Source organism: Piscinibacter sp. HJYY11 (assembly GCF_016735515.1).
In the GTDB taxonomy this organism is placed as follows: Bacteria; Pseudomonadota; Gammaproteobacteria; order Burkholderiales; family Burkholderiaceae_C; genus Rhizobacter.
The window spans coordinates 3,974,113-3,999,833 of record NZ_JAERQZ010000001.1; the positions used below are offsets into that span (position 1 = coordinate 3,974,113).

Below are 25,721 nucleotides of genomic sequence, written 5' to 3' on the forward strand. Positions count from 1 at the left end.
CAGATCTGGATCGCCCGTGCTTGACACGGGCTTTCGCCGCGCTGCATAATCCGCAGCTTCGCCGAAAACCGGCCGTTTTGCCGTCGCGCATCACGAAACGATTCGGCTCCGCCCATACACGGGCCCAAGACTGCTTGCTTCGGCAAGACAAGTTGGGGACAGAACATGATTCAAATGCAATCGCGGCTTGACGTCGCGGACAACACTGGCGCGAAGTCCGTCCAGTGCATCAAGGTGCTCGGCGGCTCCAAGCGTCGGTACGCCGGCATTGGCGACGTGATCAAGGTTTCCATCAAGGAAGCCGCGCCGCGTGGCCGCGTGAAGAAGGGCGAGGTCTACAGCGCCGTCGTCGTTCGCACTGCCAAGGGCGTTCGTCGCCAGGACGGTTCGCTGGTGAAGTTCGATGGCAACGCCGCTGTCCTTCTGAACGCCAAGCTCGAGCCGATCGGCACCCGCATCTTCGGCCCGGTGACGCGCGAGCTGCGTACCGAGCGTTTCATGAAGATCGTTTCGCTCGCGCCCGAAGTGCTCTGAGCTGCGGTTGGAGAAAGCTGAATGAACAAGATTCGCAAAGGCGACCAGGTCATCGTGTTGGCCGGCCGCGACAAGGGCAAGCGTGGCACCGTGCTGTCGCGCGAAAGTGAAGACCGCATCGTGGTCGAGGGCGTGAACGTGGTGAAGAAGCACGTCAAGCCGAACCCGATGAAGGGCACGACCGGCGGTGTCGTCGACAAGACCTTGTCGATCCACCAGTCCAACGTCGCCATCTTCAACCCCGCCACCGGCAAGGCCGACCGCGTCGGCATCAAGCTGGTGAACGATGCGAAGACCAACAAGACCACCAAGGTCCGCGTCTTCCGCTCCAGCGGCGACGAAATCAAGGCGTAAACGACATGGCCAAGCAACAAGCCCAAGCCCAGGAAGGCTCGCGCACTGCGCGCCTGCAGCAGGTCTACCGCGAAACGATCGCGCCTGCCCTCGTGAAGAAGTTCGGCTATACCTCGCCGATGCAGGTGCCGCGCATCACCAAGATCACGCTCAACATGGGTGTGAGCGAGGCTGTGTCCGACAAGAAGGTCATGGAACACGCCGTGGGCGACCTGACCAAGATCGCGGGCCAGAAGCCCGTGGTCACCAAGAGCAAGAAGGCCATCGCCGGCTTCAAGATCCGTGACGGTGTGCCCATCGGTTGCATGGTCACGCTGCGTGGCGTCCAGATGTATGAATTCCTGGACCGTTTCGTGACGATCGCGCTGCCCCGCGTGCGCGACTTCCGCGGCATCTCGGGCCGTTCGTTCGACGGTCGTGGCAATTACAACATTGGCGTCAAGGAACAGATCATCTTCCCCGAGATCGAGTACGACAAGGTGGATGCGCTGCGTGGTCTGAACATCAGCATCACGACGACTGCGAAGAGCGACGACGAGTGCAAGGCGCTGCTGTCGGCCTTCAAATTCCCGTTCAAGAACTGAGGCGGCCATGGCTAAAACTTCCCTCATCCAGCGCGAACTCAAGCGTGAAAAGCTCGTCGCCAAGTACAAGAACAAGTACGACGAACTGAAGGCCACGGCAAATGACGCGAAGAAGTCCGACGAAGAGCGCTACGCCGCCCGTCTGGCCCTTCAGCAACTGCCCCGCAACGCCTACCCGACCCGCCAGCGCAACCGCTGCGAACTGACCGGCCGCCCCCGCGGCACGTTCCGCAAGTTCGGCCTGGCCCGCAACAAGATCCGCGAACTGGCCTTCAAGGGTGACATCCCCGGTGTCATCAAGGCGAGCTGGTAATCGGCACGACGATCAGGAGATATTCGAATGAGCATGAGTGATCCTATCGCCGACATGCTGACGCGCATCCGCAACGCGCAGATGGTCGAGAAGACCAGCGTGGCACTGCCGTCCAGCAAGCTGAAAGTGGCGATCGCCCAGGTCCTGAAGGACGAGGGTTACATCGAGAGCTTCGCCATCACTGGCGACAAGGCCAAGCCGCAGCTCGAGATCGCGCTGAAGTACTACGCCGGCCGTCCCGTGATCGAGCACATCGAGCGCGTGAGCCGTCCCGGCCTGCGCATCTACAAGGGCCGCCACGACATCCCCAGCGTCCAGAACGGTCTGGGTGTGGCCATCGTCACCACGCCGAAGGGCGTGATGACCGACCGCAAGGCACGCCAAGCCGGTATCGGCGGCGAAGTGCTCTGCTACGTCGCCTAAGAAGGGAAGAAAGCAATGTCCCGCGTTGGAAAAATGCCGATCGCCATCCCCAAGGGTGTGGATGTGTCGATCACCGCTGAGCAGATCAGCGTCAAGGGCTCGCTCGGTACGCTGTCGCGTCCGGCCAATGCCCTGGTGAATGTCAAGAGCGCCGACGGCAAGCTGACCTTTGCCCCCGCCAACGAGTCCGTCGAAGCCGATGCCATGTCCGGCACGATGCGCGCGCTGGTGAACAACATGGTCAACGGGGTCAGCAAAGGCTTCGAGCGCAAGCTGACGCTCGTGGGCGTGGGTTTCCGTGCCCAGGCCGCTGGCCAAAAATTGAACCTGCAGATCGGTTTCTCGCACCCGGTGGCCAAGGACATGCCCGCCGGCATCAAGGTCGAGACGCCGTCGCAGACCGAAATCGTGATCAAGGGCGCCGACCGTCAGGTGGTTGGCCAGATCGCTGCTGAAGTACGCGCGATCCGCCCGCCCGAGCCTTACAAGGGCAAGGGCATCCGCTATGCGGATGAAAAGGTCACGATCAAGGAAACCAAGAAGAAGTAAGGAGCGACGACCATGTCTCTGACCAAGAAGGACCAGCGCATTCGCCGCTCCCGCCAGACGCGTGCCCGCATCGCGGTGCAACGTGTGGCTCGCCTGACCGTGTTCCGCACCAACCTGCACATCTACGCCAACGTCATCTCCGACGACGGCACCAAGGTGCTGGCCAGTGCCTCGACCGCCGAGGCCGACGTGCGCAAGGAACTGGGCGCCGCCGGCAAGGGTGGCAATGTCAGCGCCGCCACCCTGATCGGCAAGCGCATCGCCGAGAAGGCCAAGGCTGCCGGCATCGAGAAGGTTGCGTTCGACCGTGCTGGTTTCGCTTATCACGGCCGCGTGAAGGCCCTCGCCGAAGCCGCGCGTGAAGCCGGCCTGCAGTTCTAAGGAATACTGAAATGGCAAAGTTCACTCCCCGCGCACAAGCCGAAGGCAATGACGACGGCCTGAAGGAAAAGATGATCGCGGTGAACCGCGTCACCAAGGTGGTGAAGGGCGGCCGCACGCTGAGCTTCGCGGCGCTGACGGTCGTCGGCGACGGCGATGGCCGCATCGGCATGGGCAAGGGCAAGGCCAAGGAAGTGCCGGTGGCCGTGCAGAAGGCCATGGAATCGGCCCGCCGCAACCTGTTCAAGGTCTCGCTCAAGAACGGCACGATCCACCACAAGGTGGTTGGCGAGCACGGCGCTTCGCGCGTGCTGATGGCGCCGGCCAAGCCGGGTGACGGCATCATCGCCGGCGGCCCGATGCGCGCCGTCTTTGAAGTGATGGGCGTGACCGACATCGTGTGCAAGAGCCTCGGATCGTCGAACCCCTACAACATGGTTCGCGCCACGCTCGACGCGCTGAAGAACATCAGCACCCCGGCCGAGATCGCCGCCAAGCGCGGCCTGACGGTCGAAGAGATCACCAGCTGAACGGCCGGGATCGGAGAAACATCATGGCAGCAGCCGACAAGAAGACCCTCACCGTGAAGCTCGTGCGCAGCATCGCCGGCACGCGCGAATCGCATCGCGCCACCGTGCGCGGCCTGGGCCTGCGCAAGCTCAACAGCACCTCCACGCTCGAGGACACCCCGTCCGTGCGCGGCATGATCATCAAGGTCCAGTACCTGGTGAAAGTGATCTGAGGCAAGGAACGAACATGGAACTCAACACCATCAAGCCCGCTGAGGGTTCGAAGCGCCCCCGCCGCCGTGTCGGCCGTGGCATCGGTTCGGGCCTGGGCAAGACTGCCGGCCGTGGCCACAAGGGCCAGAAGTCGCGTTCGGGCGGCTACCACAAGGTCGGCTTCGAAGGCGGCCAGATGCCGCTGCAGCGTCGCCTGCCGAAGCGCGGCTTCAAGTCGGCGTCGCTCAAGTTCAACGCTGAAATCAGCCTCACCGACCTGGAGCGCCTGGGCGCCGCCGAAGTCGATGTGCTCGCACTGAAGGCCGCAGGCCTTGTGGGCGAGCTGGCCAAGGTCGTCAAGGTGATCAAGTCGGGCGAGTTGACCAAGAAGGTCGTGCTCAAGGGCATCGGCGCCACTGCAGGCGCCAAGGCTGCGATCGAAGCCGCTGGCGGTTCGATCGCCTGAGCTGACTGACCTCGCTTAAGGAAACGGTCTCAGTGGCAACCAACGCGAATCAGCTGGCCAAGAGCGGCAAGTTCGGCGACCTTCGTCGCCGGCTTGTCTTCTTGTTGCTCGCGCTCGTGGTGTACCGCATCGGGGCGCACATTCCTGTGCCTGGCATCGACCCTGCACAGCTGCAGGAGATGTTCAAGTCGCAGGAAGGCGGCATCCTGAGCCTGCTCAACGTGTTCTCCGGTGGCGCACTGTCGCGCTTCACGGTGTTCGCGCTGGGCATCATGCCGTACATCTCTGCGTCGATCATCATGCAGCTGATGACCTACGTGGTGCCGTCGCTCGAAGCCTTGAAGAAGGAAGGCGAGGCCGGCCGCCGCAAGATCACGCAGTACACGCGCTACGGCACGCTGGGCTTGGCGCTTTTCCAGGCGCTGGGCATTGCCATCGCCCTCGAGGGCTCGCCGGGTCTCGTGATCTCCCCGGGCTTCGGCTTCCGACTGACCGCGGTGGTGAGCCTGGTTGCCGGGACGATGTTCCTGATGTGGCTTGGTGAGCAGATCACCGAGCGTGGCCTGGGCAATGGTATCTCGATCATCATCTTCAGCGGTATCGCAGCGGGTCTGCCCAGCGCCATTGGCGGGTTGCTGGAGCTGGTGCGTACTGGGGCGATGAGCGTGCTGGTGGCGATCTTCATCGTGGTGCTGGTGGGCGCGGTCACCTACCTTGTGGTGTTCGTCGAGCGCGGTCAGCGCAAGATCCTGGTGAACTACGCCAAGCGCCAGGTCGGCAACAAGGTCTATGGGGGCCAGTCGTCGCACCTGCCGCTGAAGCTCAACATGTCGGGTGTGATCCCGCCGATCTTCGCGTCGTCGATCATCTTGCTGCCGGCCACCATCGTGGGCTGGTTCGCCACCGGTGACAGCCTGCGCTGGTTGAAGGACCTTGCCGCCGCGTTGTCGCCTGGGCAGCCGATCTACGTGATGCTCTTTGCCGCGGCGATCGTGTTCTTCTGCTTCTTCTACACGGCGCTGGTGTTCAACAGCCGTGAGACCGCGGACAACCTGAAGAAGAGCGGTGCCTTCATTCCGGGCATTCGCCCTGGTGAGCAGACGGCCCGTCACATCGACCGCATCCTGTCCCGCCTGACGCTGGCCGGTGCGATCTACATCACCGCGGTCTGCCTGCTGCCCGAATTCCTGGTGCTGAAGTACAACGTCCCGTTCTACTTCGGCGGTACCTCCCTGCTGATCATCGTGGTCGTCACGATGGACTTCTGGGCCCAGGTTCAAAGTTATGTGATGAGTCAGCAGTACGAGTCGCTGCTGAAGAAGGCAAGTTTCAAGGCGAGCTGAACGACAACACGGCATGGCGAAAGACGACGTCATTCAGATGCAGGGTGAGATTCTGGAGAACCTCCCCAACGCCACGTTTCGCGTGAAGCTGGAAAACGGGCACATCGTGCTGGGCCATATCTCCGGAAAGATGCGCATGCACTACATCCGCATCCTTCCTGGCGACAAGGTGACGGTCGAACTGACGCCTTACGACCTGACGCGGGCACGCATCGTGTTCCGCGCCAAGTAAGAGTTTGATGATTTGAGAAGCGGTCTGACGAAGGCCTAGGAGAAGAGAATGAAAGTTGCAGCATCGGTCAAGGCAATGTGCCGGAATTGCAAGGTCATCCGCCGCAAGGGCGTGGTGCGCGTGATCTGCACCGATCCGCGTCACAAGCAGCGCCAGGGCTGAGCCACGGCTCGCCTGCACACAGCGAATAGAGGAAGCACATGGCACGTATTGCTGGTATCAACATTCCGCCGCACAAGCACGCCGAGATCGGCCTGACTGCGATCTACGGCATCGGCCGCACGACCGCGCAGAAGATCTGCACCGCCAGTGGCGTTCCCTTCGACCGCAAGATCAAGGACCTGACCGACGCCGATCTGGAAAAGATCCGCGAAGAGATCGGCAAGATCACCATCGAAGGCGACCTGCGTCGCGAGATGTCCATCAACATCAAGCGCCTGATGGACCTGGGCTGCTACCGCGGTTTCCGTCATCGCCGCGGCCTGCCGGTCCGCGGTCAGCGCACCAAGACGAATGCACGCACCCGCAAGGGCCCGCGCAAGTCTGGCGCCCTGGTCAAGAAGTGATCGCTGCTCGACAACGACAAGCAGTCTGACGAGCACACAGAGAGAAGGTCGATATGGCTAAAGCACCCCAGAACACCGCCGCCCAGCGCGTGCGCAAGAAGGTCCGCAAGAACGTTGCGGACGGCATCGCGCACGTCCACGCGTCGTTCAACAACACGATCATCACCATCACCGACCGCCAAGGCGGCGCCCTGTCGTGGGCGTCGAGCGGCGGCCAGGGTTTCAAGGGTTCGCGCAAATCGACTCCTTTTGCTGCCCAGGTGGCCGCTGAAGTGGCCGGCCGCGCTGCCCAGGAGCAAGGCATCAAGAACCTCGACGTGCGCATCAAGGGCCCGGGCCCTGGTCGTGAGTCGTCGGTTCGCGCACTGGCTTCGCTGGGCATCCGCATCACCTCCATCTCGGACGTGACGCCGGTCCCGCACAACGGTTGCCGCCCGCAGAAGCGCCGTCGCATCTAAGGATTCGCATCGTTTTTCGTCGCCGGCCAGCGCCTCACGGTGCTCGCCGGCGGTTCTGCTGAAACCGCAAGGTTTCTCTAAGCCCACCGTCTGAGCGCCCATAAAACAACCCGCCAGACTCGCGCGAGCCTCTCCCTCGTGAAGCCCGCGTCAGATTGACAAAGGAAGCAACGTGGCACGTTACCTAGGACCCAAGGGCAAACTCGCCCGCCGTGAAGGCACCGATCTTTTCCTGAAGAGCGCCCGCCGCCCGATCGGGGACAAGGTCAAGTTCGACAGCAAGCCCGGCCAGCACGGCCGCACGTCCGGCTCGCGTACCTCCGACTTCGGCCTGCAACTGCGCGAGAAGCAGAAGGTCAAGCGCATGTACGGCATCCTGGAGCGCCAGTTCCGCCGCTATTTCGCCGAAGCCGAGCGCCGCAAGGGCAACACCGGTGCCAACCTCCTGAGCCTGCTCGAGTCGCGCCTCGACAACGTCGTCTACCGCATGGGCTTCGGCTCCACGCGCGCCGAAGGCCGCCAGCTGGTGTCGCACAAGGCCATCACCGTGAACGGCCAGGTCGTGAACATCGCGTCCTACTCGGTCAAGGTCGGTGACGTGGTCGCCGTGCGCGAAAAGGCCAAGAAGCAGCTGCGCATCACCGATGCCGTGAAGCTTGCGGAATCGCAAGGCATGCCCAACTGGGTCCAGGTCGATGCCAGCAAGCTGGAAGGCGTGTTCAAGAAGACGCCGGACCGCGATGAATTCGGCGCCGACATCAAGGAAGCGCTGATCGTTGAACTGTATTCGCGCTGATGTGCGAAATGGCTGCGAAGGGCGCCTCGAGCGCCCTTGTGGCCGTTGCGAGTTTTAAGAGTTCCCTACGTCCGCGGCAGCATCTCGCCGTTGCGGTTGGTCCCTCAGCCTTATCGGTGTAACGAGCCGAGGGTATTGAAAGAAAGACCTCATGCAAACAAACCTGCTCAAACCCAAAGCCATCAATGTGGAGCCGCTGGGCGGCAACCGCGCCAAGGTCACGCTCGAACCCTTCGAGCGCGGCTATGGCCACACGCTCGGCAACGCGCTGCGTCGCGTGCTGCTGTCGTCGATGGTGGGGTATGCGCCGACCGAAGTCACCATCGCCGGCGTGCTGCACGAGTACTCGGCGATCGACGGTGTGCAAGAAGACGTGGTTCACATCATGCTGAACCTCAAGGGCGTGGTGTTCCGCCTGCACAACCGTGATGAGGTCACGCTGGTCCTGCGCAAGGAAGGCGAAGGCCCCGTCACTGCCGGCGACATCCAGACGCCGCACGACGTCGAAATCATCAACCCCGAGCACGTCATCGCTCACCTGTCGCAAGGCGGCAAGCTCGACATGCAGATCAAGGTCGAGAAGGGCCGCGGCTACGTGCCGGGCACGCTGCGCCGCTACGGCGACGAGCCGACCAAGTCGATCGGCCGCATCGTGCTGGACGCCTCGTTCTCGCCGGTTTCGCGCGTGAGCTATACCGTGGAAAGCGCCCGCGTCGAGCAGCGCACCGACCTCGACAAGCTCGTGATGGAAATTGCCACCAACGGCGCCATCACGCCGGAAGAAGCGATCCGCGCCTCGGCCAAGATCCTCGTCGAGCAGCTCGCCGTGTTCGCGCAGCTCGAAGGCAGCGAAATCGCTGCGTTCGATGCGCCGGCCCAGCGCAGCACGCAGTTTGACCCGATCCTGCTGCGCCCGGTCGACGAGCTCGAGCTCACCGTGCGTTCGGCCAACTGCCTGAAGGCCGAAAACATCTACTACATCGGCGACCTCATCCAGCGCACCGAAACCGAGCTGCTCAAGACGCCGAACCTCGGCCGCAAGTCGCTCAACGAAATCAAGGAAGTGCTGGCCTCGCGTGGTCTCACGCTCGGCGCCCGCCTGGAAAACTGGCCGCCCCAGGGCCTAGACAAGCGTTAATCAACAGGGCTGATCACAGCCCGGTGCACCCGGCAGTACCTGATACGGCTGCCGGCATTCATAGTGAAGAAAGGAAAGCACCATGCGTCACCGTCACGGACTTCGTAAGCTCAACCGCACCAGCGAGCATCGTCTCGCCATGCTGCGCAACATGACCAACTCGCTGCTGCAGCACGAGGCAATCAAGACCACGCTGCCCAAGGCCAAGGAACTGCGCCGCGTTGTCGAGCCGCTGATCACGCTGGCCAAGGAGCCGACGCTGGCCAACCGCCGCCTCGCCTTCGACCGCACGCGCGACCGCGACATCGTCACCAAGCTCTTCAATGAACTGGGCCCGCGCTACAAGGCGCGCCCGGGCGGCTACACCCGCATCCTGAAGATGGGCTTCCGTGTGGGCGACAACGCGCCGATGGCGTTTGTCGAGCTGGTGGATCGCCCTGAGCCGGCCGCAGAAGCGGCCGACGACAAGGCCGAATAAGCATCGCATCCGCGTCTCGAAAAAGGCCAGCGCAAGCTGGCCTTTTTCTTGTGCGGTAGAGCCGAAACTTCCTGCCGTGGAGACGGTTTCTCTGGTGACAGCGCATGGGACATGCAGTACACTAGCAGGCTCAGTCGCGGGGTGGAGCAGTCTGGTAGCTCGTTGGGCTCATAACCCAAAGGTCGTTGGTTCAAATCCAGCCCCCGCAACCAAATCAGCTAGAAGAAAAACAAGTTGAAAGGCCCGCCGCGCGCGGGCCTTTTTGCGTCCTGGGCGCGGCGGCGAGTCCCATCTTTTCGGTACGCTACGGCGTCCGCGCAGAGGCTGGGCGCGGGGCCTGTGGAACTTCGCCATCGCGTACATGAAGAACCCTCTCGTCGCGGCGTACCGCTACACCACCAACGACTGGTCGCAGATCCTCGCCAGCAGGCTGTGCGGGTGCTGCAACTGCGTGCAGACTTTCGCGCCGGATGAAGTGGTCGGCTGGACCGGCCTCGACATGCACAACGCCGACGATCCCAAGGCTGTTGAGCACCAGACCGCCATGTGCCCGCGCTGCGGCAGCGAAGCGGTGCTGGGCGACAAGTCGGGCTTCCCGATCACGGTGCCGTTCCTGACGCAGATGAACGAAGCCTGGTTTCAGCAGACCCTCATCCGTCCGGGCAAGCCGAAGGCTTGAGGCCCTGCGTGGCGACCCCTTGAAAGGAGCGCATGCCGGCCTGTCGCATCGATCACATCACGATCACCTCGCCGACGCTCGCGGCAGGCAGTGATCTTGTCTTCGATTGCCTGGGGCTCCGTCCGCAGCCAGGGGGTGAGCATGCGCGCATGGGCACGCACAACCTGCTGCTGCGGCTGGGTGATGCGCTCTTTCTCGAGGTCATCGCCATCAACCCTGCGGCCGCGCGACCTTCGCGCTCGCGGTGGTTCGACCTGGACCGGCTGTCGCCCGCCAGTGAACCTCGGCTTGCGTGCTGGGTCGCCCGCACCGAGGACATCCACGCGTCGTTGGAGAGGAGTCCCGAGCCGCTGGGCCAAGCGGAGCCCATGTCTCGAGGGGCGCTCGAATGGCTCATCTCCATTCCTGAAGACGGCCATCTGCCGCTCGGAGGCGCAGTGCCCGCGCTGATCCAGTGGCACACCGAGACGCATCCTGCTGTGGGTCTGCGGGACGTGGGATGCACGCTCGTGGCCCTGGAGTTGTGGCATCCGGCCCCGGCCTCCGTGCGCGCGGTGCTTGATGAGCTCCAGCTGGCCGAGCCCGGCGTCACGGTGTCGGTCGGTGAGGCCGCGGTCCCTAGGCTCGTGGCGCTCATCCAGACGCCGCAAGGCCTTCGGCGCATCGGCGCACCTGCCCCTCCGTTGCATCGTTAGCACGCATACCCTCCGGTCTGCCCTTCCTGTCGACGACATGACGCCACGCAAGCACCTCGGTTTCCTGCTCCAGGGCGTTGGTGCCTGGGTGGTGTTCTGGCTGGTGGGGTTGCCGGACTACTACCAGCAGTACTCCACCGTGCTGATGGCGGTGGCGAGCATCCTGCTGTCGGTGGCGATCTCGCTGGCGGCGATCGCTCTTCTGCGCCGAGGCCCACAGGCGCGCCGCATGTCGCGCGCCTTCTGGCTGTCGTTCTATTACACCGTGCCCTTCGTCCTGCTCGACACCGCCTACTGTGCGTGGTACCTGGGGCACGGCACGCAGTATCTGGTGACCTTCTGGTACCTGACGATCTTCTACGTGACGCCGTGGCTGACGTTCATGCCCACTGCGTGGCTGCTGAGCGAAAGGGCTTCGTGATGTTGACCGCCTGAGCTTCCACCAAGCCCGGCTTTGACCGCCGGCACAGCGCTGCCCTGAATCGCCACCATGCTCCGTCTCCAGACCTACCAAACGCTGGCCGACCTCGTGCTCGTGCTGCACGTGGCGCTCGTGCTCTTCGTGGTGGGCGGCCTGGTGCTGATCGTGCTGGGCAACCTGCGCGGCTGGTCGTGGGTGAACGCCTGGTGGTTCAGGCTTGCGCACCTCGCGACCATCGCCATCGTGGTCGCCGAGGCGTGGTGGGGCATCGAATGCCCACTGACCACGCTCGAGCGATGGCTGCGAGAGCAGGCGCGCGACAGCACCTACGCCGGCAGCTTCATCGAGCACTGGCTGCAGGCGCTGCTCTTCTGGCAGGCGCCACCGTGGGTCTTCACCACCGCCTACACGCTCTTCGGCCTGGCGGTCGTCGCGGCGTGGTGGCGCTTCCCCCCGAAACGACGCTCAGCGACGTGACCAGAGCCGGCGCGCGAGCGCCTGCACGTCCGCATCGGGGTGCGCACCGGCGCGGCCTCTCTCGCGCTCGTTGCGCAGCAGCCGCCACAGCGTGTCCTTGTGCGGCAGCACCGTGCCGAAGAAGCGCACGCCATCGGCATCGCTGACCAGCAAGGTGGGAAAGTTTTCCACCTCGACCGGGTCGACGAGCTCGGACTCGTCTTCGATGTCCACCCACACGAAGCGCATGTCCGCATGGGCCTGTGCGGCCTCCTCGAAGATCCCGCGGTAGTCGCGGCAGGTGCCGCACCATTCCGCGCACAGGCAGGCCACCAACAGCGGTGCAGAGGAGGAAGGCGTGTCAGACATCGCCCCGGATCATCTCAGACCTCGCCGCATCGTGCCGCGAAGGGGCCGCTCCGGAATGCGAGTTGCCGCGATCGGGAACAGGCTGGGTGTCCAGTCGCTGAAGGAGATTCATCCATGATGAGCAAGAAGCTACTCGCCGCCATCGTCGCCACCACCCTGGGCTGTGGCACGGCCATGGCACAGACGACCAACAACGTCGAAAACACCGCCGCTCCCAACGCCACCCAGACAGCCCCCGGCGGGCTGACCGAGGCCGGCAAGGACGCCAAGGACACCGCCAAGGGCGAATACAAGGCGCGCAAGAAGATCGCTGAGGCGAACAAGGAGCTGAACAAGGCCGATTGCGAAGTGTCGGCCGATGGCAGCGCCGAGCGTGCCTGCAAGAAGCAGGCGCGCGCGCAAGCCAAGGCAGACAAGGCCGAAGCCAAGATGACCTACGAGAACGAGAAGAAGGACATCAAGGCCAACCACAGCAAGTAATCACCGCAGGTGATCGCAGTGCGAGGGGGTGGGCCCAGTCGCCTGCCACCCTCCTGACAACGGCGGCGAGGCAGGGGCGATATGCTGCATCGGCCCATGCCCTTGCAAGACTTCCACCCTGCCGTCGCCCACTGGTTTGAAAAGGCCTTTCCCGCGCCGACCGAGGCGCAGGCCCAGGCCTGGCCCTCGATCCGCGCAGGGCGCCACACGCTCGTGGCGGCGCCGACCGGGTCCGGCAAGACGCTGACCGCGTTTCTCGCCGCGCTCGACGGCCTCGTGCGCCAAGGCCTGCGCCTCGAGGGCCTGCCCGATGAAACGGTGGTGCTCTACATCTCGCCGCTCAAGGCGCTGTCGAACGACATCCGCCTCAACCTCGAAGCACCGCTTGCCGGCATCCGCACCGAGCTCGCCGCACTCGGGCTGCCGGACGTGGAGATCCGCACCGCGGTGCGCACCGGCGACACGCCGCAGAAAGAGCGGCAGCTGAGCCTCAAGCGGCCGCCGCACATCCTGGTGACGACGCCCGAGTCGCTGTACGTGCTGCTCGGTTCGGTGTCGGGCCGCAAGATGCTCTCGACCGTGCGCGCGGTGATCGTCGACGAGATCCACGCCATCGCCGATGGCAAGCGCGGCAGCCACCTCGCGCTCTCGCTCGAGCGGCTGCAGCACCTGTGCGGCGTGCGGCTGAGCCGCATCGGGCTTTCGGCCACGCAGAAGCCGATCGAGGAGGTGGCGCGCTTTCTCGTCGGCAGCACCGCGGTGCGCGATGGCGTGGCCGACTGCCACATCGTCGACATCGGCTATGCCAAGCAACGCGACCTGGCGCTGGCCGTGCCGCCGACGCCACTCGGCGCGGTGATGTCCAACGACCAGTGGGAGCAGGTCTACCGCCAGGTCGCGGCGATGGCGCAGGAGCACCGCACCACGCTGGTCTTCGTCAACACGCGGCGCATGGCCGAGCGTGCCGCGCGGCACCTGGGCGAGTTGCTCGGCAAGGAGTCGGTTGCGGCCCACCACGGCAGCCTCGCGAAGGAGGCACGGCTCGAGGCCGAGCAGCGCCTGAAGCGCGGCGAGCTCACGCTGCTCGTGGCCACTGCCTCGCTCGAGCTGGGCCTGGACATCGGTGACGTCGAACTCGTGTGCCAGCTCGGCTCGCCGCGATCGATCGCGAGCTTCCTGCAGCGGGCGGGACGCTCCGGCCACGCGGTGGGTGGTGTGCCGAAGGCGCGGCTCTTCCCGCAGTCGCGCGACGAGCTGGTCGAGTGTGCGGCCCTGCTCGATTGCGTGCGGCGCGGCGAGCTCGATGCCTTGCACATCCCGCTCGCTCCACTCGACGTGCTGGCGCAGCAGATCGTGGCCGAGATTTCGTGCGAAGAGTGGGACGAGGGCGAGCTCTATGACCTCGTGCGCCGCGCCTGGCCCTACGCCACGCTGTCGCGCGAGCGCTTCGACGAGGTCGTGCGCATGCTGGCCGACGGCTACACCACGCGCCATGGGCAACGCGGCGCCTATGTGCACCGGGACGCCGTGCACCACCGCCTGCGTGAGCGCCGAGGTGCGCGCATGACCGCGCTCACCTCGGGCGGCACCATCCCCGAGACCGGCGACTACACCGTCCTGCTGGAGCCGCAGGCCGCGCAGGTCGGCACGGTCAACGAAGACTTCGCGGTCGAGAGCCTGGCCGGTGACATCTTTCAGCTCGGCAACACCAGCTACCGAATCCTGCGCATCGAGCCGGGCCGCGTGCGGGTGGAAGACGCGCAGGGCGCGCCGCCGAACATCCCCTTCTGGCTGGGCGAAGCGCCGGGGCGCAGCGACGAGCTGTCGATGGGCGTGTCGCGGATGCGCGAGGCGCTCGGCCGTCTGCTCGCCGAACAGGGCGCCGAGGCAGCGCGGAAATGGCTCGTCGATGAACTGCGGCTCGACGACGACGCCGCCCGCCAACTGGTCGACCACCTTGCGCGCGCCGTCGCGGTGCTGGGTGAGCTGCCATCGCAGCGCTGCATCGTGATCGAGCGCTTCTTTGATGAGTCGGGCGGCATGCAGCTCATCCTGCATTCGCCCTTCGGCAGCCGCTTGAACCGTGCCTGGGGCCTGGCTTTGCGCAAGCGCTTCTGCCGCCAGTTCAACTTCGAGCTTCAGGCCGCGGCGACGGAAGACGCGATCGTGCTGTCGCTCTCCACCAGCCACAGTTTCCCGCTCGATGAAGTGGCGCGCTACCTGCACAGCAACACCGCCCTCGACGTGTTGCTGCAGGCGCTGCTCGACGCCCCGCTCTTCGGCGCCCGCTGGCGCTGGAACGCCACCAATGCGCTGGCACTCCCGCGTTTCACCGGCGGGCGCAAGGTCGCACCGCAGCTGCAGCGCATGCGCTCCGAGGACCTGCTCGCGTCCATCTTCCCCGACCAGGTGGCGTGCGGTGAAAACATCGTCGGCGACCGAGAGATCCCCGAGCACCCGCTGGTCGCGCAGACGCTGGACGACTGCCTGAACGATGCGATGGACGCCCGCGGCTTTCTGGCGCTGCTGCGGCGCATCGAGTCGGGCGAGGTGAGGGTGGTGGCACGCGACCTGCCGGCGCCATCGCCGCTCGCGGCCGAGGCCTTGAGCGCGCGGCCGTATGCCTACCTCGACGATGCCCCGATCGAAGAGCGCCGCACGCAGGCTGTGCAGGCACGGCGCTACGGCGATGCGCCCACCGAGGCGGGCGATCTCGGGCAGCTCGATGCCGACGCGATTGCGAGCGTGCGGGAAGAAGCGTGGCCGCAACCGCGGCATGCCGACGAGATGCACGAGGTGCTGAACGGGCTGGGGCTGGTCACGCAGGACGAGGCAACGCAGAACGAAGGCTGGATGGCGTGGCTCGAGGCGCTGGCGCAGGCGAAGCGCGCGACGGCGCTGCAGGCCGACGGGATGCAGCTGTGGGTGGCCGCGGAGCGGCTGGTGCAGTCGAGCGCCTTGCACCCGCAGGCGTCACGCGTGCCGCATATCGAGGCTCCGGCGGGCTACGACACACCGCCTGCGTCGCGCGAAGAAGCCTTGCAGGAGCTGCTGCGCTCCCGCCTGAGCGCGCTGGGCCCCGTGCGCGCCGACACGCTCGCACGCCAGCTCGCGGTGCCGCTGGGCGACGTCGAGTTCGCGTTGTCGGCCTTGCAGTCCGAAGGCTCGGTGATGCAGGGCCACTTCACGCCTGGCACGCCGCACGTCGAATGGTGCGAGCGGCACCTGCTCGCGCGCATCCACCGCTACACGCTCAAGCGCTTGCGCCGCGAGATCGAGCCGGTGTCGCCGCGTGACTTCGCGCGATTTCTGTTCGAGTGGCAGCGTGTGGGGGCCGAGAGCCGGGTGAGCGGGCCCGAAGCGCTTGCCGGCGTGCTCTCGCAGCTGGAAGGCTTCGAGGCCCCCGCGGCCTTGTGGGAAGCCGAACTGCTGCCCGCGCGCGTGAAGGACTATTCCAGCGCCTGGCTCGACGACCTGTGCACCGCAGGCCGCACGCTGTGGCTGCGCCTGCGGCCGATGGCGGCCGACAGCCGCGCGGGCGGCGCGTCGTTGCGCAGCACGCCGGTCTTGTTGCTGCCGCGGCGAAGTGCCGCGCTGTGGGCCAGCCTCGCGCCGCCGGGGGCCGACGATGCGCAGCTCTCGTCTCGCGCGCAACGTGCCGTCGCCTACCTGGCCGAACATGGTGCCTCCTTCTTCGACGAAATCGCCCACGGCACGCGCCTCCTGCAGGCCGAACTGGAAGAAGCCCTGAGCGAACTGGTGGTGCGCGGCCGGGTGAACTGCGACAGCTACGCCGGCCTGCGTGCGTTGCTGGTGCCGGCGGCCAAGCGTGCGACTGCGGCCTCACGCCAGCGGCGACGTGTGCCGCTCTTCAGCATCGAGGACGCCGGGCGCTGGACGCTGGTGCGCCAGCCGGTGTCCACCCAGACGGCGCTGCCCGCGGAAGCGATGGAACATGTCGCGCGAACGCTGCTGCGCCGCTACGGCGTGGTGGCGTGGCGCATCGTCGAGCGGGAGGCCGCCTGGCTGCCGCCGTGGCGCGAGCTGGTGCGGGTGTACCGGCGGCTCGAAGCGCGCGGCGAGATCCGCGGCGGCCGCTTCATCGATGGCAGCACCGGCGAGCAGTTCGCGCTGCCCGAGGCGATCACCGCGATGCGGCAGGTGCGCCGCCAGCCGGCTGACGAGCACCTGGTGTGCCTTTCGGCGTCGGACCCGGCCAACCTGCTCGGCACCGTGCTCGCCGGCCCGCGGCTGCCGCGGGTGGCGGGGTCGAAGGTGCTCTACCGAGGTGGGGTGCCCATCGCCACCAGCGTGGCCGGGCAGGTCGAAGCGCTGGTCACCCTGTCGCCCGAGCAACTGCAGGCAGCGGCGCGTGCGCTGTCGCTGGAGCCGGGTTTGCGATTCCTGGAGCTCACACTGTGACCACGACCCCTTTGCACATCGGCATCGTCGGCTGCTCGGCCGAAGGCGCGTCGCTCTGTTACCGCACGCTGTGCGCCGAAGCGCCGGCGCTCCTGGGTGAGGCGCATGCGCACCCTGAGGTGTCGATACACACGCCGTCGCTTGCGGCGTATGTCGACTGTCTCGATCGCGGCGACCTGCAAGGCGTGGCCGACCTGATGCTGAGCTCGGCGCACAAGCTGGCCGGCATCGGCGCCGAGTTGCTGATCTGCCCCGACAACACCATCCACCAGGCCTTCGCGCTCGTGGCGCCGCATTCGCCTCGGCCGTGGTTGCACATCGCCGACGAGGTGGCGCGGGTGGCGGCCGAGCGGGGCTTCCGACGCGTCGGTGTGCTGGGCACGCACTGGCTGGTGAAGAGCGAGGTCTATCCGCAGGCCTTGCAGGCGCGCGGCATCGAGGCCGTGCGGCCGGTGGACGACGACCGCGATGCGCTCGGCCACATCATCATGGACGAGCTGGTGCCAGGCATCGTGAGGCCGGCGTCGGTGTCGGCGCTCCAGCGCATCATCGAGCGATTGGCCGCACGGGCTTGCGATGCGGTGGTGCTGGGTTGCACCGAGCTGCCGCTGGTGCTCGATGATCACAACAGCGTGCTGCCGACGCTCGACAGCACGCGGCTCCTCGCCCGCGCGGCACTCGCACGGGCAGTGGCGGCTCAGCGCTCAGCCTGAGCCGGCGCCAGCGCCGGCTGCGTGCGGCGTGACCACACCAGCTCGTGGAAGAAGAAGGCGACGGTGTTGACCATCGGCTCGATCAGCGCGACGGCGCTCGACACCTGCCAGCTGCCGGTGATGGCGTAGGTGACACCGAACGCCACGCTGAAGTGCAGCACGGCGAAGCTGGTGGTTTTCTGGACGTGACGGGCCATGACGAACTCCTTTCTTGCTGGGGTTCAGTATGGCTGCTGATGAGAATGATTCTCATCAAATCGGCCGATGGCAGCCATAGCCACCACCGGCCGGAGCGGGGTCAGAGCCCGGTCTGCGTCACGAACTTCGCGTTGAGGTAGGCGTTGATCGCATCGCTGCCGCCTTCGGTGCCGTAGCCCGAGTCCTTGATGCCACCGAAGGGCACTTCGGGCAGGGCGAGGCCGAAGTGGTTGATCGAGACCATGCCGCTCTCGATCGCGCTGCCGATGGCAGTGGCGGTCTTGAGCGACCGGGTGAAGGCATAGGCCGCCAAGCCGAACGGCAGGCGGTTGGCTTCGGCGACCACCTCGTCATAGGTCTTGAAGGGGAGGATCGGCGCGATGGGGCCGAAGGGCTCTTCGTGCAGGATGCGGGCATCGGCTGGCAGGTCGGTGAGGACCGTTGGCTCGAAGAAGTAGCCGTCGCCTGTACCGCGCTTGCCCCCGAGCGCCACCTTCGCGCCCTTGGCCACGGCATCGTCGACGAACTGCTGCATCGCCTCGACACGCCGGCTGTTGGCGAGCGGGCCCATGCGTGTGTCCTTCTGCAGGCCGTCACCCACCTTGATCTGCGAGGCCGCGGCGACGAAACCGTCGACGAACTGCGGGTACACCGACTCATGCACCAGGAAGCGAGTGGGCGACACACACACCTGCCCCGCGTTGCGGAATTTCGCGCCGGCGAGTTGCTTGGCGGCCGAAGCGACGTCGGCATCGTCGAACACGATGGCCGGGGCGTGGCCGCCCAGCTCCATCGTGATGCGCTTCATGTGCTGGCCGGCAAGCGCCGCGAGCTTCTTGCCGACCGGCGTGGAGCCGGTGAAGGTGATCTTGCGGATGACCGGGTGCGGGATCAGGTACTCCGAGATCTCGCTCGGCACGCCGAACACGAGGTTGATCACGCCGGCCGGCACACCGGCGTCGGCATAGGCACGGACCAGCGCGGCGCAGCTCGCGGGCGTCTCTTCCGGCCCCTTGAGAATGACCGAGCAGCCGGCGGCGAGCGCGGCCGAGACCTTGCGCACCGCCTGGTTGATCGGGAAGTTCCAGGGCGTGAAGGCGGCCACCGGGCCCACCGGCTCCTTGATCACCAGCTGGCTCACGCCCTCGGCGCGCGGCGGCACGATCTGCCCGTAGGTGCGGCGCGCTTCCTCGGCAAACCAGTCGATCAGGTCGCCAGCCGACAGGGCTTCCATCTTGGCTTCTGCCAGCGGCTTGCCTTGCTCGAGCGTCATCAGCTGGGCGATCTCGTCGGCGCGCTCGCGCATCAGGTTGGCGGCCTTGCGCAGCACCTTGTAGCGCTCGAAGGGCGACACGGCCTTCCACTGCTTGAAGCCCTTGTCGGCGGCGGCGAGCGCACGGTCGAGCTCGGGGATGCCGGCGTGGTGCAGGCGGGCCAGTGCCTTGCCGGTGGCGGGGTTGAGGATGGGCTCGCTCTTTCCGCTGGTGCCAGCGGTCCATTCACCGTCGATGAACAGGGAGACGTCTGTGTACATGGGGAGTCCTGGGCTGAATGCGGGAGAGAGGTGGCACGCGGCCACGCGGAACCATGATTGTTCCGCGTCTCGGAAGCCCGGGTTGTCGCTCAGGTTGCGGCCTGAGCCGGCCGCGTCAGCGCTTCGGGGCGGGCGGTACCGGGGCGGGTGCCGTGCGCGAGGCGGCTGCGGCCGGCACGGGCGCCGCGGCAGGGGCGGCCGGGATGGCCGGGGCCTGCGCCGCTGCCGGCGCCTCGGCGCTGGCCGGCTCCGCCGCCGTCGTGGCCGGCACTTCCTGCCAGGGCGAGGGGCAGGAGGTCACGTAGGGGTAGTACATCTGCGCCTCGCGGCAGTAGTACCAGAAGTGGGTCTGCTGGGCGGCGCTCGGCTGCACGAACAGCGGTTCGGCCGGCGGCTGCACGACCACCGGCCGCTGTACCACCAGCGGGCCCCAGTAGCCAGGCCACCAGAAGGGGCCGCCGATCCACACGCCGACGCGGGCGCGCGGGTGGGCCTCGGCCAACGCCGGGGCCAGGCTGGCGGCAAGCGCCGTGGCGAGGACGAGAGACTTCAGCGGCAAGGCGAGGCGGATGTTCATCACGGGCTCCTCGTTCAGCGTGCGGGCGGCGGCGGCTGGATGCCGGCCGGCGGGCGCGGCGGTGCGGGCGGCACCGCCGCAGGCGCGCTGCGGTAGCCGGCGTAGCCGACGCCAGGGACCTGGTTGCCCTTGGCGTACATGCACTGCGAGTAGGCGATGTCGTAGCGCCGCTGGGCACTGCCGGCCGCATGGTTGCTCTGGTCGGACCCGACGGCGGCGCCGGTCATGCCGCCCACCGCGGCCCCGACGCCTGCACTGCCATGCGTGCCGCCGATCAGCGCTCCGGCGGCGGCGCCGAGCACCACGCCGGTGGCGGTGGCCGCGGCGAAGCGCTGGGCCGCGGCATCGCTGCCCGGCCCGCCGATGCGGCTGTGCGCCCAGTCACGGCAGAGCTTGTCGTCGGCGACGAAGACTTCGAACGGCTTGTTCGGCCCGGGCATCACATGGGTGCTCGGGCCGGTGGGCATCTGGGCGCAGCCCACCAGCGACGCCGCCGCCAAGGCAGCCAGCGGCCAGGCCGGCGAGCGGGAAAGGCGGGGGGTTCGCGCAGGGCTCATGGGGTTCACCTGTTCATCCTTGTAGGCTGAAGAACGAGCTCCGCCAAGCCGACGTTGACGTCTTTACATGCCGGCGGCACCGGGGGTTCTTCCTTCCTCTGGCTATGAGCTTGGTGCGATTTGGTCTTAGTTGGTTCGCGCGCAAGCAAGCGCCGAATTCTTCGTTCTCCCGCAGAAGGACAGTCCCTAGCATGCCGGCATTCCTGCTTTCATACCCACCACAACACCATGAAGACCAAGATTCGCACCCTGCTGGCCACCACCGCGCTGGCCTTTGCTGCTGGGGCCTCGTTCGCAAAAGACGTGACCATCCTCAACGTCTCGTACGACCCGACCCGCGAGCTCTATCAGGAGTACAACGCCGCCTTCGCCAAGTACTGGAAGGCCAAGACCGGCGACAACGTGATCGTCAAGCAATCGCACGGCGGCTCGGGCAAGCAGGCCCGCTCGGTCATCGACGGCATCGACTCCGACGTGGTGACGTTGGCGCTTGCTTACGATATCGACGAGATTGCTGAAAAGGCCAAGCTGCTCGTCCCTGACTGGCAGAAGCGCCTGCAGCACAACAGCTCGCCCTACACCTCGACCTACATCTTCCTGGTGCGCAAGGGTAACCCGAAGGGCATCAAGGACTGGGGTGACCTGATCAAGCCGGGTGTCTCGGTCATCACCGCCAACCCCAAGACCTCGGGTGGCGCACGCTGGGGCTACCTCGCCGGCTACGGCTGGGCGCTGCAGCAGCCGGGCGGCAACGAAGCGAAGGCCAAGGAGTACATCACCAAGCTGTTCCAGAACGTGCCGGTGCTCGACTCGGGCGCCCGTGGGTCGACGGTGACCTTCGCCGAGCGCGGCCAGGGCGACGTGCTGCTGGCCTGGGAAAACGAGGCCCACCTGTCGCTGAAGGAATTCGGTGCCGACAAGTTCGACATTGTGTACCCGCCGAGCAGCATCCTGGCCGAGCCACCGGTGGCCGTGGTCGACAAGGTCGTCGACAAGAAGGGCACCCGTGCCGTGGCCCAGGCCTACCTGGACTACCTGTACACCCCGGAGGGCCAGGAGATCGCCGCCAAGAACTTCTACCGCCCGACCGACCCGAAGGTCGCTGCCAAGTACGCGAAGCAGTTCCCGGCAGTGAAGCTCTTCACCATCGACAAGCTCTTCGGCGGCTGGGCCAAGGCGCAGAAGACGCACTTTGCCGATGGCGGCGTGTTCGACCAGATCTACACGAAGAGCAAGTAAGGCCCCGTTCCGCTGCGACGTTTGGGCTCCATGGCCCGGAAGGCGAAGAGGTCGCTTTCCGGGCCTTCTTAGTTCGGCAAACGAATAAGCAAACTCGCAACTTGTTGTTTTGCGTCTCAATTTGAAGCCTTAGCATCGGCTTCTTTCATTTGCGAGCCCTCCGTCATGCGCTTTCCTCATGTTGTGTCCCGGCGTTCGGTCCTGAGTCTGGCGGCCGCATCGGCTGCGTTGTCGGTGGCGCCGAACGTCCGCGCTGCTGGTCCGACCCTGCTCAACGTGAGCTACGACGTGGCACGTGAGCTGTACAAGGAGATCAATCCGGCCTTCATCAAGCACTGGAAAGCCCAGACGGGCGAAGACGTGTCGGTCAACCAGTCGCATGGCGGCTCGAGCAAGCAAGCTCGCTCGGTGATCGACGGGCTGGAGGCCGACGTCGTCACGATGAACCAGTCGAGCGACATCGACGCGATCGCAAGCAGGGGCAAGCTGATTCCCGCTGACTGGGCCAAGCGCCTGCCCGACAACAGCGCGCCCACGACGTCGACCACCGTGATCCTGGTCCGCAAGGGCAACCCGAAGGGCATCAAGGACTGGGCCGACCTCGCCAAGCCCGGCGTGAGCGTCGTCATCCCCAACCCCAAGATCACCGGCAACGGCCGCTACACCTACGTGGCCGCCTGGGGCGCGCTCGTGAAGGGCGGCGCGACGCCTGCGCAGGCCCGCGAGACGGTGCAGAAGATCTTCGGCAACGTGCCGGTGTTCGACGGCGGCGGCCGTGCTGCCACTACCACCTTCGCCCAGCGCAACATCGGCGATGCGCTGTGCACCTTCGAGAGCGAGATCAACCTGATCAAGCAGGAGTTCGGCGACAACTTCGACGTGGTCTACGCGAAGTGGAGCATCCTGGCCGAGAACCCGGTGTCGGTGATCGACAAGGTGGTCGACAAGAAAGGCACGCGCAAGCAGGCCGAGGCCTACCTCAAGTTCCTGTGGAGCGACGAGGCGCAGGAGATCGCGGCCAAGCACCAGATCCGCCCGCGCTCGGCCAAGATCCTGGCCAAGTACGCGAAGGACTTCCCCAAGATCAACACCTTCACCATCGACGAAGCCTTCGGCGGTTGGACGAAGGCACAGAAGGATCACTTCGACGACGGCGCCATCTACGACCAGATCCTCGCGGCCATCAAGAAATAACGAGCGGCGCAGACCGCAGGCTCCATGATTCTTTCGCGCACTCTGCTGCGGCGGCACTCCGTGCTGCCCGGCTTCGATCTTGCTCTCGGCTTCACGGTGCTCTACCTGAGCTTCATCGTGCTGATCCCGTTGGCGGCGGCGTTTCTCAAGACCTTCACGATGACGTGGCCCGCCTTCTGGGACGCGGTGGCCACGCCGCGGGTGATGGCCTCGTACCGGCTGACCTTCGGTGCCTCCTTCGCCGCAGCGCTGCTCAACGCGGCCTTCGGGCTCATCGTGGCCTGGGTGCTCGTGCGCTACGAGTTCCCGTTCAAGCGCATCGTCGACGCGCTGGTGGACCTGCCCTTCGCCCTGCCCACCGCCGTGGCCGGCATCGCGCTCACGGCGCTCTATTCGGGCAACGGCTGGATCGGCCAGCACCTGCCGTTCAAGGTGAGCTTCACGCCGCTGGGCGTGTTCGTCGCGCTCACCTTCATCGGCCTGCCCTTCGTCGTGCGCACGCTGCAGCCGGTGCTGGAAGACATGCACAAGGAACTGGAAGAGGCCGCCGCCACGCTCGGGGCCTCGCGCTGGCAGACCTTCCGCCACGTGATCTTCCCGATCGTCTCGCCGGCGCTGCTGACCGGCTTTGCGCTCGCCTTCGCGCGTGCGCTCGGCGAGTACGGCTCGGTGATCTTCATCGCCGGCAACATGCCGATGGTCTCGGAGATCACGCCCTTGCTCATCATCACCAAGCTCGAGCAGTACGACTACACCGGCGCGACCGCGATCGCGGTGGTGATGCTGGTGGCCGCGTTCATCATGCTGCTCACGATCAACCTGCTGCAGGCCTGGGCGCGAAAGCGCCAGGGGCGATGACATGAGCGCCGTGCCCCTGAACACCCCTGTGCCGCGAGCCGGCGTGCCCGTGCGCCAGACGCACTCGGCCACGGCCGAGCCGGCGTGGCTGCGCCGCACGCTGATCGCGGTGGCGCTGATCTTCCTCACGCTCTTCCTCTTCGTGCCGCTGGTGTCGGTGTTCTTCGAAGCCTTCAAGAAAGGCTGGGAGACCTACCTCGCCGCGATCCTCGAGCCCGATGCGCGCTCGGCGGTGTGGCTCACGCTCGTGGCCGCTGCCATCTCGGTGCCGCTGAACCTGGTGTTCGGCCTCGCCGCCTCGTGGGCGATCGCGAAGTTCGACTTCCGCGGCAAGAACCTGCTGCTCACGCTGATCGACCTCCCGTTCTCGGTGTCGCCGGTGATCTCGGGCCTGATCTTCGTGCTGATCTTCGGCCTGCAGGGCTGGTTCGGGCCATGGCTGCGCGAGCATGACCTCAAGGTGATCTTTGCGTTGCCGGGCATCGTGCTCGCCACGGTCTTCATCACCTTCCCGTTCGTCGCACGCGAGCTGATTCCCTTGATGCAGGCGCAGGGCGTCGAGCAGGAGGAGGCGGCCCGCGTGCTCGGCGCCTCGGGCTGGCAGATCTTCTGGCGCGTGACGCTGCCCAACGTGAAATGGGCGCTGCTCTACGGCGTGATCCTGTGCAACGCGCGGGCGATGGGTGAGTTCGGCGCGGTGAGCGTGGTGTCGGGCCACATCCGGGGGCAGACGAACACCATGCCGCTGCACATCGAAATCCTCTACAACGAATACCAGTTTGCGGCGGCGTTTGCCGTGGCCTCGCTGCTGGCCGGGCTGGCCCTGGTGACCCTGGTGCTGAAGTACCTGGTCGAGCAGCGCGTGAAGGCGCAGAAGCGCGAAGCCGAAGGCCGAAGCGAATGAAGGACATGACATGAGCATTGAGATCCGCAACCTCAACAAGGCTTTCGGCAAGACCGTCGTCTGCGACAACATCAACCTCGACATCCCGTCGGGCGAACTCGTCGCACTGCTCGGCCCGTCGGGCTCGGGCAAGACCTCGCTGCTGCGGATCATCGCGGGGCTGGAGCGGCCGGACTCGGGCTCGGTGCTCTTCCATGGTGAAGACGCGACCTACGACGACGTGCGCGACCGCCACGTCGGCTTCGTGTTCCAGCACTACGCGCTCTTCGGCCACATGAGCATCTTCGAGAACGTGGCCTTCGGCCTGCGCGTGCGCCCCAAGGCCACGCGTCCGAGCGAAGCCAAGATCAAGGAGAAGGTGATGGAGCTGCTCAAGCTCGTGCAGCTCGACTGGCTGGCCGACCGATACCCGCACCAGCTCTCGGGCGGCCAGCGCCAGCGCATCGCGCTCGCACGTGCGCTCGCGGTCGAGCCCAAGGTGCTGCTGCTCGACGAGCCCTTCGGCGCGCTCGATGCCAAGGTCCGCAAGGAGCTGCGCCGTTGGCTGCGCCGTCTGCACGACGAGATGCACGTGACCAGCGTCTTCGTCACGCACGACCAGGACGAGGCGATGGAAGTCGCCGACCGCGTGGTGGTGATGAACCTCGGCAAGATCGAGCAGGACGGCTCGCCCGACGAGGTCTACGACCGCCCGGCCACGCCCTTCGTGCTGCAGTTCCTCGGCGACGTGAACCTCTTCCACGGCCGCTTCGGTCATGCGCCGGGGGGCAACGTCGATGCCAACGACGTGAGCTACGTGCGCCCGCACGAACTCGAGATCGTGGCCACGCCGTCCGAGGGCACGCTGGCGGTGACGCTCTCGCAGGCACTCACCGTCGGCCCGCAGACGCGCATCGAGTTCAAGCGTCTGGACGACGGCAGCTACGTCGACGTGGAAATGGCACGCGCCGACTACAGCGCCCTGCGCGAGAAGCTCGGCCTGGGCCCGGGCAGTCAGGTGTTCCTGAAGCCGCGCCGCGTGACGCGATTCCTCGCGGGCGGCCAGGGGCCGCAGACCGAGCAGGTCGACCCGGCCGCCATGATCTGAG

The 25,721-nt window shown here is 66.1% G+C and carries 35 protein-coding genes and 1 tRNA gene; 31 read left to right on the forward strand and 5 right to left on the reverse strand.

The annotated features are described in order from the left end of the window. The first annotated feature begins 165 nt into the window (after positions 1–165). From rplN to JI745_RS18620, 23 genes are all read left to right on the forward strand, one after another. The gene (rplN, locus tag JI745_RS18510; RefSeq protein WP_201810338.1) at positions 166–534 is read left to right on the forward strand and encodes a 50S ribosomal protein L14; all 369 of its coding nucleotides are present in this window, start codon (positions 166–168) and stop codon (positions 532–534) included. Between the two features lie 21 nt (positions 535–555). Further along, entirely contained in the window at positions 556–888 is a 333-nt protein-coding gene (gene rplX / locus JI745_RS18515) for a 50S ribosomal protein L24 (protein WP_201810340.1), read from the forward strand. A gap of 5 nt (positions 889–893) precedes the next feature. Then, positions 894–1,472 (forward strand): 50S ribosomal protein L5, encoded by a 579-nt coding sequence (gene rplE / locus JI745_RS18520; RefSeq protein WP_201810343.1) that lies wholly within the window; start codon positions 894–896, stop codon positions 1,470–1,472. Between the two features lie 7 nt (positions 1,473–1,479). Next, complete coding sequence (gene rpsN / locus JI745_RS18525) at positions 1,480–1,785, forward strand: 30S ribosomal protein S14 (protein WP_201810357.1); 306 nt, start codon at positions 1,480–1,482, stop codon at positions 1,783–1,785. 27 nt (positions 1,786–1,812) lie between these two features. Then, positions 1,813–2,208 (forward strand): 30S ribosomal protein S8, encoded by a 396-nt coding sequence (gene rpsH, locus JI745_RS18530; protein WP_201810360.1) that lies wholly within the window; start codon positions 1,813–1,815, stop codon positions 2,206–2,208. A gap of 15 nt (positions 2,209–2,223) precedes the next feature. Next, positions 2,224–2,757, forward strand: a complete 534-nt coding sequence (gene rplF, locus JI745_RS18535; RefSeq protein WP_201810362.1) for a 50S ribosomal protein L6 — start codon at positions 2,224–2,226, stop codon at positions 2,755–2,757. 12 nt (positions 2,758–2,769) lie between these two features. Continuing rightward, positions 2,770–3,138 (forward strand): 50S ribosomal protein L18, encoded by a 369-nt coding sequence (gene rplR / locus JI745_RS18540; RefSeq protein WP_201810364.1) that lies wholly within the window; start codon positions 2,770–2,772, stop codon positions 3,136–3,138. Positions 3,139–3,149: 11 nt separating this feature from the next. Continuing rightward, entirely contained in the window at positions 3,150–3,668 is a 519-nt protein-coding gene (rpsE, locus tag JI745_RS18545) for a 30S ribosomal protein S5 (RefSeq protein ID WP_201810366.1), read from the forward strand. A 23-nt stretch (positions 3,669–3,691) separates the two neighbouring features. After that, positions 3,692–3,880 carry a 50S ribosomal protein L30 gene (rpmD, locus tag JI745_RS18550; RefSeq protein WP_201810368.1) on the forward strand — a complete coding sequence of 63 codons (189 nt, stop codon included), beginning with the start codon at positions 3,692–3,694 and terminating at the stop codon, positions 3,878–3,880. Positions 3,881–3,894: 14 nt separating this feature from the next. Further along, positions 3,895–4,326, forward strand: coding sequence for a 50S ribosomal protein L15 (gene rplO / locus JI745_RS18555; protein WP_201810370.1), 432 nt, complete (start codon positions 3,895–3,897; stop codon positions 4,324–4,326). 32 nt (positions 4,327–4,358) lie between these two features. Beyond that, complete coding sequence (gene secY / locus JI745_RS18560) at positions 4,359–5,669, forward strand: preprotein translocase subunit SecY (protein ID WP_201810373.1); 1,311 nt, start codon at positions 4,359–4,361, stop codon at positions 5,667–5,669. A 13-nt stretch (positions 5,670–5,682) separates the two neighbouring features. Beyond that, positions 5,683–5,901 carry a translation initiation factor IF-1 gene (infA, locus tag JI745_RS18565; RefSeq protein ID WP_047489367.1) on the forward strand — a complete coding sequence of 73 codons (219 nt, stop codon included), beginning with the start codon at positions 5,683–5,685 and terminating at the stop codon, positions 5,899–5,901. A gap of 48 nt (positions 5,902–5,949) precedes the next feature. Then, entirely contained in the window at positions 5,950–6,063 is a 114-nt protein-coding gene (gene rpmJ, locus JI745_RS18570) for a 50S ribosomal protein L36 (protein ID WP_201810376.1), read from the forward strand. A gap of 38 nt (positions 6,064–6,101) precedes the next feature. Then, positions 6,102–6,467 (forward strand): 30S ribosomal protein S13, encoded by a 366-nt coding sequence (gene rpsM / locus JI745_RS18575; RefSeq protein ID WP_201810380.1) that lies wholly within the window; start codon positions 6,102–6,104, stop codon positions 6,465–6,467. 53 nt (positions 6,468–6,520) lie between these two features. Further along, positions 6,521–6,925 carry a 30S ribosomal protein S11 gene (gene rpsK, locus JI745_RS18580; RefSeq protein WP_201810385.1) on the forward strand — a complete coding sequence of 135 codons (405 nt, stop codon included), beginning with the start codon at positions 6,521–6,523 and terminating at the stop codon, positions 6,923–6,925. Positions 6,926–7,097: 172 nt separating this feature from the next. Continuing rightward, entirely contained in the window at positions 7,098–7,721 is a 624-nt protein-coding gene (gene rpsD / locus JI745_RS18585; RefSeq protein WP_201810398.1) for a 30S ribosomal protein S4, read from the forward strand. Positions 7,722–7,872: 151 nt separating this feature from the next. After that, a complete protein-coding gene (locus tag JI745_RS18590) occupies positions 7,873–8,859 on the forward strand; it encodes a DNA-directed RNA polymerase subunit alpha (protein ID WP_201810402.1) in 987 nt (328 codons plus the stop codon). Positions 8,860–8,941: 82 nt separating this feature from the next. Further along, complete coding sequence (gene rplQ / locus JI745_RS18595; protein WP_201810405.1) at positions 8,942–9,337, forward strand: 50S ribosomal protein L17; 396 nt, start codon at positions 8,942–8,944, stop codon at positions 9,335–9,337. 135 nt (positions 9,338–9,472) lie between these two features. Then, positions 9,473–9,549: transfer RNA gene (locus JI745_RS18600), tRNA-Met, on the forward strand. A 149-nt stretch (positions 9,550–9,698) separates the two neighbouring features. Then, positions 9,699–10,016, forward strand: coding sequence for a hypothetical protein (locus tag JI745_RS18605; RefSeq protein WP_201810408.1), 318 nt, complete (start codon positions 9,699–9,701; stop codon positions 10,014–10,016). 32 nt (positions 10,017–10,048) lie between these two features. Further along, the gene (locus JI745_RS18610; RefSeq protein ID WP_201810411.1) at positions 10,049–10,711 is read left to right on the forward strand and encodes a VOC family protein; all 663 of its coding nucleotides are present in this window, start codon (positions 10,049–10,051) and stop codon (positions 10,709–10,711) included. A gap of 37 nt (positions 10,712–10,748) precedes the next feature. Continuing rightward, entirely contained in the window at positions 10,749–11,132 is a 384-nt protein-coding gene (locus JI745_RS18615; RefSeq protein ID WP_201810413.1) for a hypothetical protein, read from the forward strand. Between the two features lie 69 nt (positions 11,133–11,201). Continuing rightward, positions 11,202–11,609 (forward strand): DUF2784 domain-containing protein, encoded by a 408-nt coding sequence (locus JI745_RS18620; RefSeq protein WP_201810415.1) that lies wholly within the window; start codon positions 11,202–11,204, stop codon positions 11,607–11,609. Here the strand turns inward: JI745_RS18620 and JI745_RS18625 are convergent. Then, complete coding sequence (locus JI745_RS18625) at positions 11,598–11,957, reverse strand: co-chaperone YbbN (protein ID WP_201810417.1); 360 nt, start codon at positions 11,955–11,957, stop codon at positions 11,598–11,600. The genes JI745_RS18620 and JI745_RS18625 overlap by 12 nt on opposite strands. A 117-nt stretch (positions 11,958–12,074) precedes the next feature. On the opposite strand from JI745_RS18625, the gene JI745_RS18630 reads away from it, so the two are divergent. The 3 genes from JI745_RS18630 (at position 12,075) to JI745_RS18640 (ending at position 17,572) form a co-directional block, all read left to right on the forward strand. Further along, positions 12,075–12,437 carry a hypothetical protein gene (locus JI745_RS18630; RefSeq protein WP_201810419.1) on the forward strand — a complete coding sequence of 121 codons (363 nt, stop codon included), beginning with the start codon at positions 12,075–12,077 and terminating at the stop codon, positions 12,435–12,437. Between the two features lie 96 nt (positions 12,438–12,533). Then, positions 12,534–16,859: a DEAD/DEAH box helicase gene (locus tag JI745_RS18635; RefSeq protein WP_236675039.1), complete on the forward strand. Its 4,326-nt coding sequence runs from the start codon at positions 12,534–12,536 to the stop codon at positions 16,857–16,859. After that, positions 16,856–17,572, forward strand: coding sequence for an aspartate/glutamate racemase family protein (locus tag JI745_RS18640; protein WP_201810423.1), 717 nt, complete (start codon positions 16,856–16,858; stop codon positions 17,570–17,572). The genes JI745_RS18635 and JI745_RS18640 overlap by 4 nt, the downstream gene beginning before the upstream one ends. Here the strand turns inward: JI745_RS18640 and JI745_RS18645 are convergent. The 4 genes from JI745_RS18645 to JI745_RS18660 all read right to left on the reverse strand — a co-directional run bounded on the left by JI745_RS18645 (position 17,557) and on the right by JI745_RS18660 (position 20,438). Further along, complete coding sequence (locus JI745_RS18645) at positions 17,557–17,769, reverse strand: DUF2061 domain-containing protein (RefSeq protein WP_201810425.1); 213 nt, start codon at positions 17,767–17,769, stop codon at positions 17,557–17,559. The genes JI745_RS18640 and JI745_RS18645 overlap by 16 nt on opposite strands. A gap of 101 nt (positions 17,770–17,870) precedes the next feature. Then, positions 17,871–19,304 carry an NAD-dependent succinate-semialdehyde dehydrogenase gene (locus JI745_RS18650; RefSeq protein ID WP_201810428.1) on the reverse strand — a complete coding sequence of 478 codons (1,434 nt, stop codon included), beginning with the start codon at positions 19,302–19,304 and terminating at the stop codon, positions 17,871–17,873. Positions 19,305–19,419: 115 nt separating this feature from the next. Further along, a complete protein-coding gene (locus JI745_RS18655; RefSeq protein WP_201810430.1) occupies positions 19,420–19,881 on the reverse strand; it encodes a hypothetical protein in 462 nt (153 codons plus the stop codon). 14 nt (positions 19,882–19,895) lie between these two features. Beyond that, positions 19,896–20,438 (reverse strand): hypothetical protein, encoded by a 543-nt coding sequence (locus JI745_RS18660; protein WP_201810432.1) that lies wholly within the window; start codon positions 20,436–20,438, stop codon positions 19,896–19,898. A 228-nt stretch (positions 20,439–20,666) separates the two neighbouring features. Here JI745_RS18660 and JI745_RS18665 point away from each other — a divergent pair, with 228 nt between their 5' ends. From JI745_RS18665 to JI745_RS18685, 5 genes are all read left to right on the forward strand, one after another. Then, entirely contained in the window at positions 20,667–21,677 is a 1,011-nt protein-coding gene (locus tag JI745_RS18665) for a sulfate ABC transporter substrate-binding protein (RefSeq protein WP_201810434.1), read from the forward strand. 165 nt (positions 21,678–21,842) lie between these two features. Further along, the gene (locus JI745_RS18670) at positions 21,843–22,871 is read left to right on the forward strand and encodes a sulfate ABC transporter substrate-binding protein (RefSeq protein WP_201810436.1); all 1,029 of its coding nucleotides are present in this window, start codon (positions 21,843–21,845) and stop codon (positions 22,869–22,871) included. Between the two features lie 24 nt (positions 22,872–22,895). After that, positions 22,896–23,729: a sulfate ABC transporter permease subunit CysT gene (gene cysT / locus JI745_RS18675; protein WP_201810439.1), complete on the forward strand. Its 834-nt coding sequence runs from the start codon at positions 22,896–22,898 to the stop codon at positions 23,727–23,729. Position 23,730: 1 nt separating this feature from the next. After that, on the forward strand, positions 23,731–24,633 hold the full coding sequence (gene cysW / locus JI745_RS18680) for a sulfate ABC transporter permease subunit CysW (RefSeq protein WP_201810441.1): 903 nt from the start codon (positions 23,731–23,733) through the stop codon (positions 24,631–24,633). A gap of 10 nt (positions 24,634–24,643) precedes the next feature. Continuing rightward, a complete protein-coding gene (locus JI745_RS18685; RefSeq protein WP_201810444.1) occupies positions 24,644–25,720 on the forward strand; it encodes a sulfate/molybdate ABC transporter ATP-binding protein in 1,077 nt (358 codons plus the stop codon). The last annotated feature ends 1 nt before the right edge of the window (position 25,721 follow it).

What these genes read in the sequence shown, in the direction of transcription:
- rplN (WP_201810338.1), top strand. Translation starts at nt 166, where the DNA reads ATGATTCAAATGCAATCGCGGCTTGACGTCGCGGACAACACTGGCGCG.
- rplX (WP_201810340.1), top strand. Translation starts at nt 556, where the DNA reads ATGAACAAGATTCGCAAAGGCGACCAGGTCATCGTGTTGGCCGGCCGC.
- rplE (WP_201810343.1), top strand. Translation starts at nt 894, where the DNA reads ATGGCCAAGCAACAAGCCCAAGCCCAGGAAGGCTCGCGCACTGCGCGC.
- rpsN (WP_201810357.1), top strand. Translation starts at nt 1,480, where the DNA reads ATGGCTAAAACTTCCCTCATCCAGCGCGAACTCAAGCGTGAAAAGCTC.
- rpsH (WP_201810360.1), top strand. Translation starts at nt 1,813, where the DNA reads ATGAGCATGAGTGATCCTATCGCCGACATGCTGACGCGCATCCGCAAC.
- rplF (WP_201810362.1), top strand. Translation starts at nt 2,224, where the DNA reads ATGTCCCGCGTTGGAAAAATGCCGATCGCCATCCCCAAGGGTGTGGAT.
- rplR (WP_201810364.1), top strand. Translation starts at nt 2,770, where the DNA reads ATGTCTCTGACCAAGAAGGACCAGCGCATTCGCCGCTCCCGCCAGACG.
- rpsE (WP_201810366.1), top strand. Translation starts at nt 3,150, where the DNA reads ATGGCAAAGTTCACTCCCCGCGCACAAGCCGAAGGCAATGACGACGGC.
- rpmD (WP_201810368.1), top strand. Translation starts at nt 3,692, where the DNA reads ATGGCAGCAGCCGACAAGAAGACCCTCACCGTGAAGCTCGTGCGCAGC.
- rplO (WP_201810370.1), top strand. Translation starts at nt 3,895, where the DNA reads ATGGAACTCAACACCATCAAGCCCGCTGAGGGTTCGAAGCGCCCCCGC.
- infA (WP_047489367.1), top strand. Translation starts at nt 5,683, where the DNA reads ATGGCGAAAGACGACGTCATTCAGATGCAGGGTGAGATTCTGGAGAAC.
- rpmJ (WP_201810376.1), top strand. Translation starts at nt 5,950, where the DNA reads ATGAAAGTTGCAGCATCGGTCAAGGCAATGTGCCGGAATTGCAAGGTC.
- rpsM (WP_201810380.1), top strand. Translation starts at nt 6,102, where the DNA reads ATGGCACGTATTGCTGGTATCAACATTCCGCCGCACAAGCACGCCGAG.
- rpsK (WP_201810385.1), top strand. Translation starts at nt 6,521, where the DNA reads ATGGCTAAAGCACCCCAGAACACCGCCGCCCAGCGCGTGCGCAAGAAG.
- JI745_RS18590 (WP_201810402.1), top strand. Translation starts at nt 7,873, where the DNA reads ATGCAAACAAACCTGCTCAAACCCAAAGCCATCAATGTGGAGCCGCTG.
- rplQ (WP_201810405.1), top strand. Translation starts at nt 8,942, where the DNA reads ATGCGTCACCGTCACGGACTTCGTAAGCTCAACCGCACCAGCGAGCAT.
- JI745_RS18605 (WP_201810408.1), top strand. Translation starts at nt 9,699, where the DNA reads ATGAAGAACCCTCTCGTCGCGGCGTACCGCTACACCACCAACGACTGG.
- JI745_RS18610 (WP_201810411.1), top strand. Translation starts at nt 10,049, where the DNA reads ATGCCGGCCTGTCGCATCGATCACATCACGATCACCTCGCCGACGCTC.
- JI745_RS18615 (WP_201810413.1), top strand. Translation starts at nt 10,749, where the DNA reads ATGACGCCACGCAAGCACCTCGGTTTCCTGCTCCAGGGCGTTGGTGCC.
- JI745_RS18620 (WP_201810415.1), top strand. Translation starts at nt 11,202, where the DNA reads ATGCTCCGTCTCCAGACCTACCAAACGCTGGCCGACCTCGTGCTCGTG.
- JI745_RS18625 (WP_201810417.1), bottom strand. Translation starts at nt 11,957, where the DNA reads ATGTCTGACACGCCTTCCTCCTCTGCACCGCTGTTGGTGGCCTGCCTG.
- JI745_RS18630 (WP_201810419.1), top strand. Translation starts at nt 12,075, where the DNA reads ATGAGCAAGAAGCTACTCGCCGCCATCGTCGCCACCACCCTGGGCTGT.
- JI745_RS18635 (WP_236675039.1), top strand. Translation starts at nt 12,534, where the DNA reads ATGCCCTTGCAAGACTTCCACCCTGCCGTCGCCCACTGGTTTGAAAAG.
- JI745_RS18645 (WP_201810425.1), bottom strand. Translation starts at nt 17,769, where the DNA reads ATGGCCCGTCACGTCCAGAAAACCACCAGCTTCGCCGTGCTGCACTTC.
- JI745_RS18650 (WP_201810428.1), bottom strand. Translation starts at nt 19,304, where the DNA reads ATGTACACAGACGTCTCCCTGTTCATCGACGGTGAATGGACCGCTGGC.
- JI745_RS18655 (WP_201810430.1), bottom strand. Translation starts at nt 19,881, where the DNA reads ATGAACATCCGCCTCGCCTTGCCGCTGAAGTCTCTCGTCCTCGCCACG.
- JI745_RS18660 (WP_201810432.1), bottom strand. Translation starts at nt 20,438, where the DNA reads ATGAGCCCTGCGCGAACCCCCCGCCTTTCCCGCTCGCCGGCCTGGCCG.
- JI745_RS18665 (WP_201810434.1), top strand. Translation starts at nt 20,667, where the DNA reads ATGAAGACCAAGATTCGCACCCTGCTGGCCACCACCGCGCTGGCCTTT.
- JI745_RS18670 (WP_201810436.1), top strand. Translation starts at nt 21,843, where the DNA reads ATGCGCTTTCCTCATGTTGTGTCCCGGCGTTCGGTCCTGAGTCTGGCG.
- cysT (WP_201810439.1), top strand. Translation starts at nt 22,896, where the DNA reads ATGATTCTTTCGCGCACTCTGCTGCGGCGGCACTCCGTGCTGCCCGGC.
- cysW (WP_201810441.1), top strand. Translation starts at nt 23,731, where the DNA reads ATGAGCGCCGTGCCCCTGAACACCCCTGTGCCGCGAGCCGGCGTGCCC.
- JI745_RS18685 (WP_201810444.1), top strand. Translation starts at nt 24,644, where the DNA reads ATGAGCATTGAGATCCGCAACCTCAACAAGGCTTTCGGCAAGACCGTC.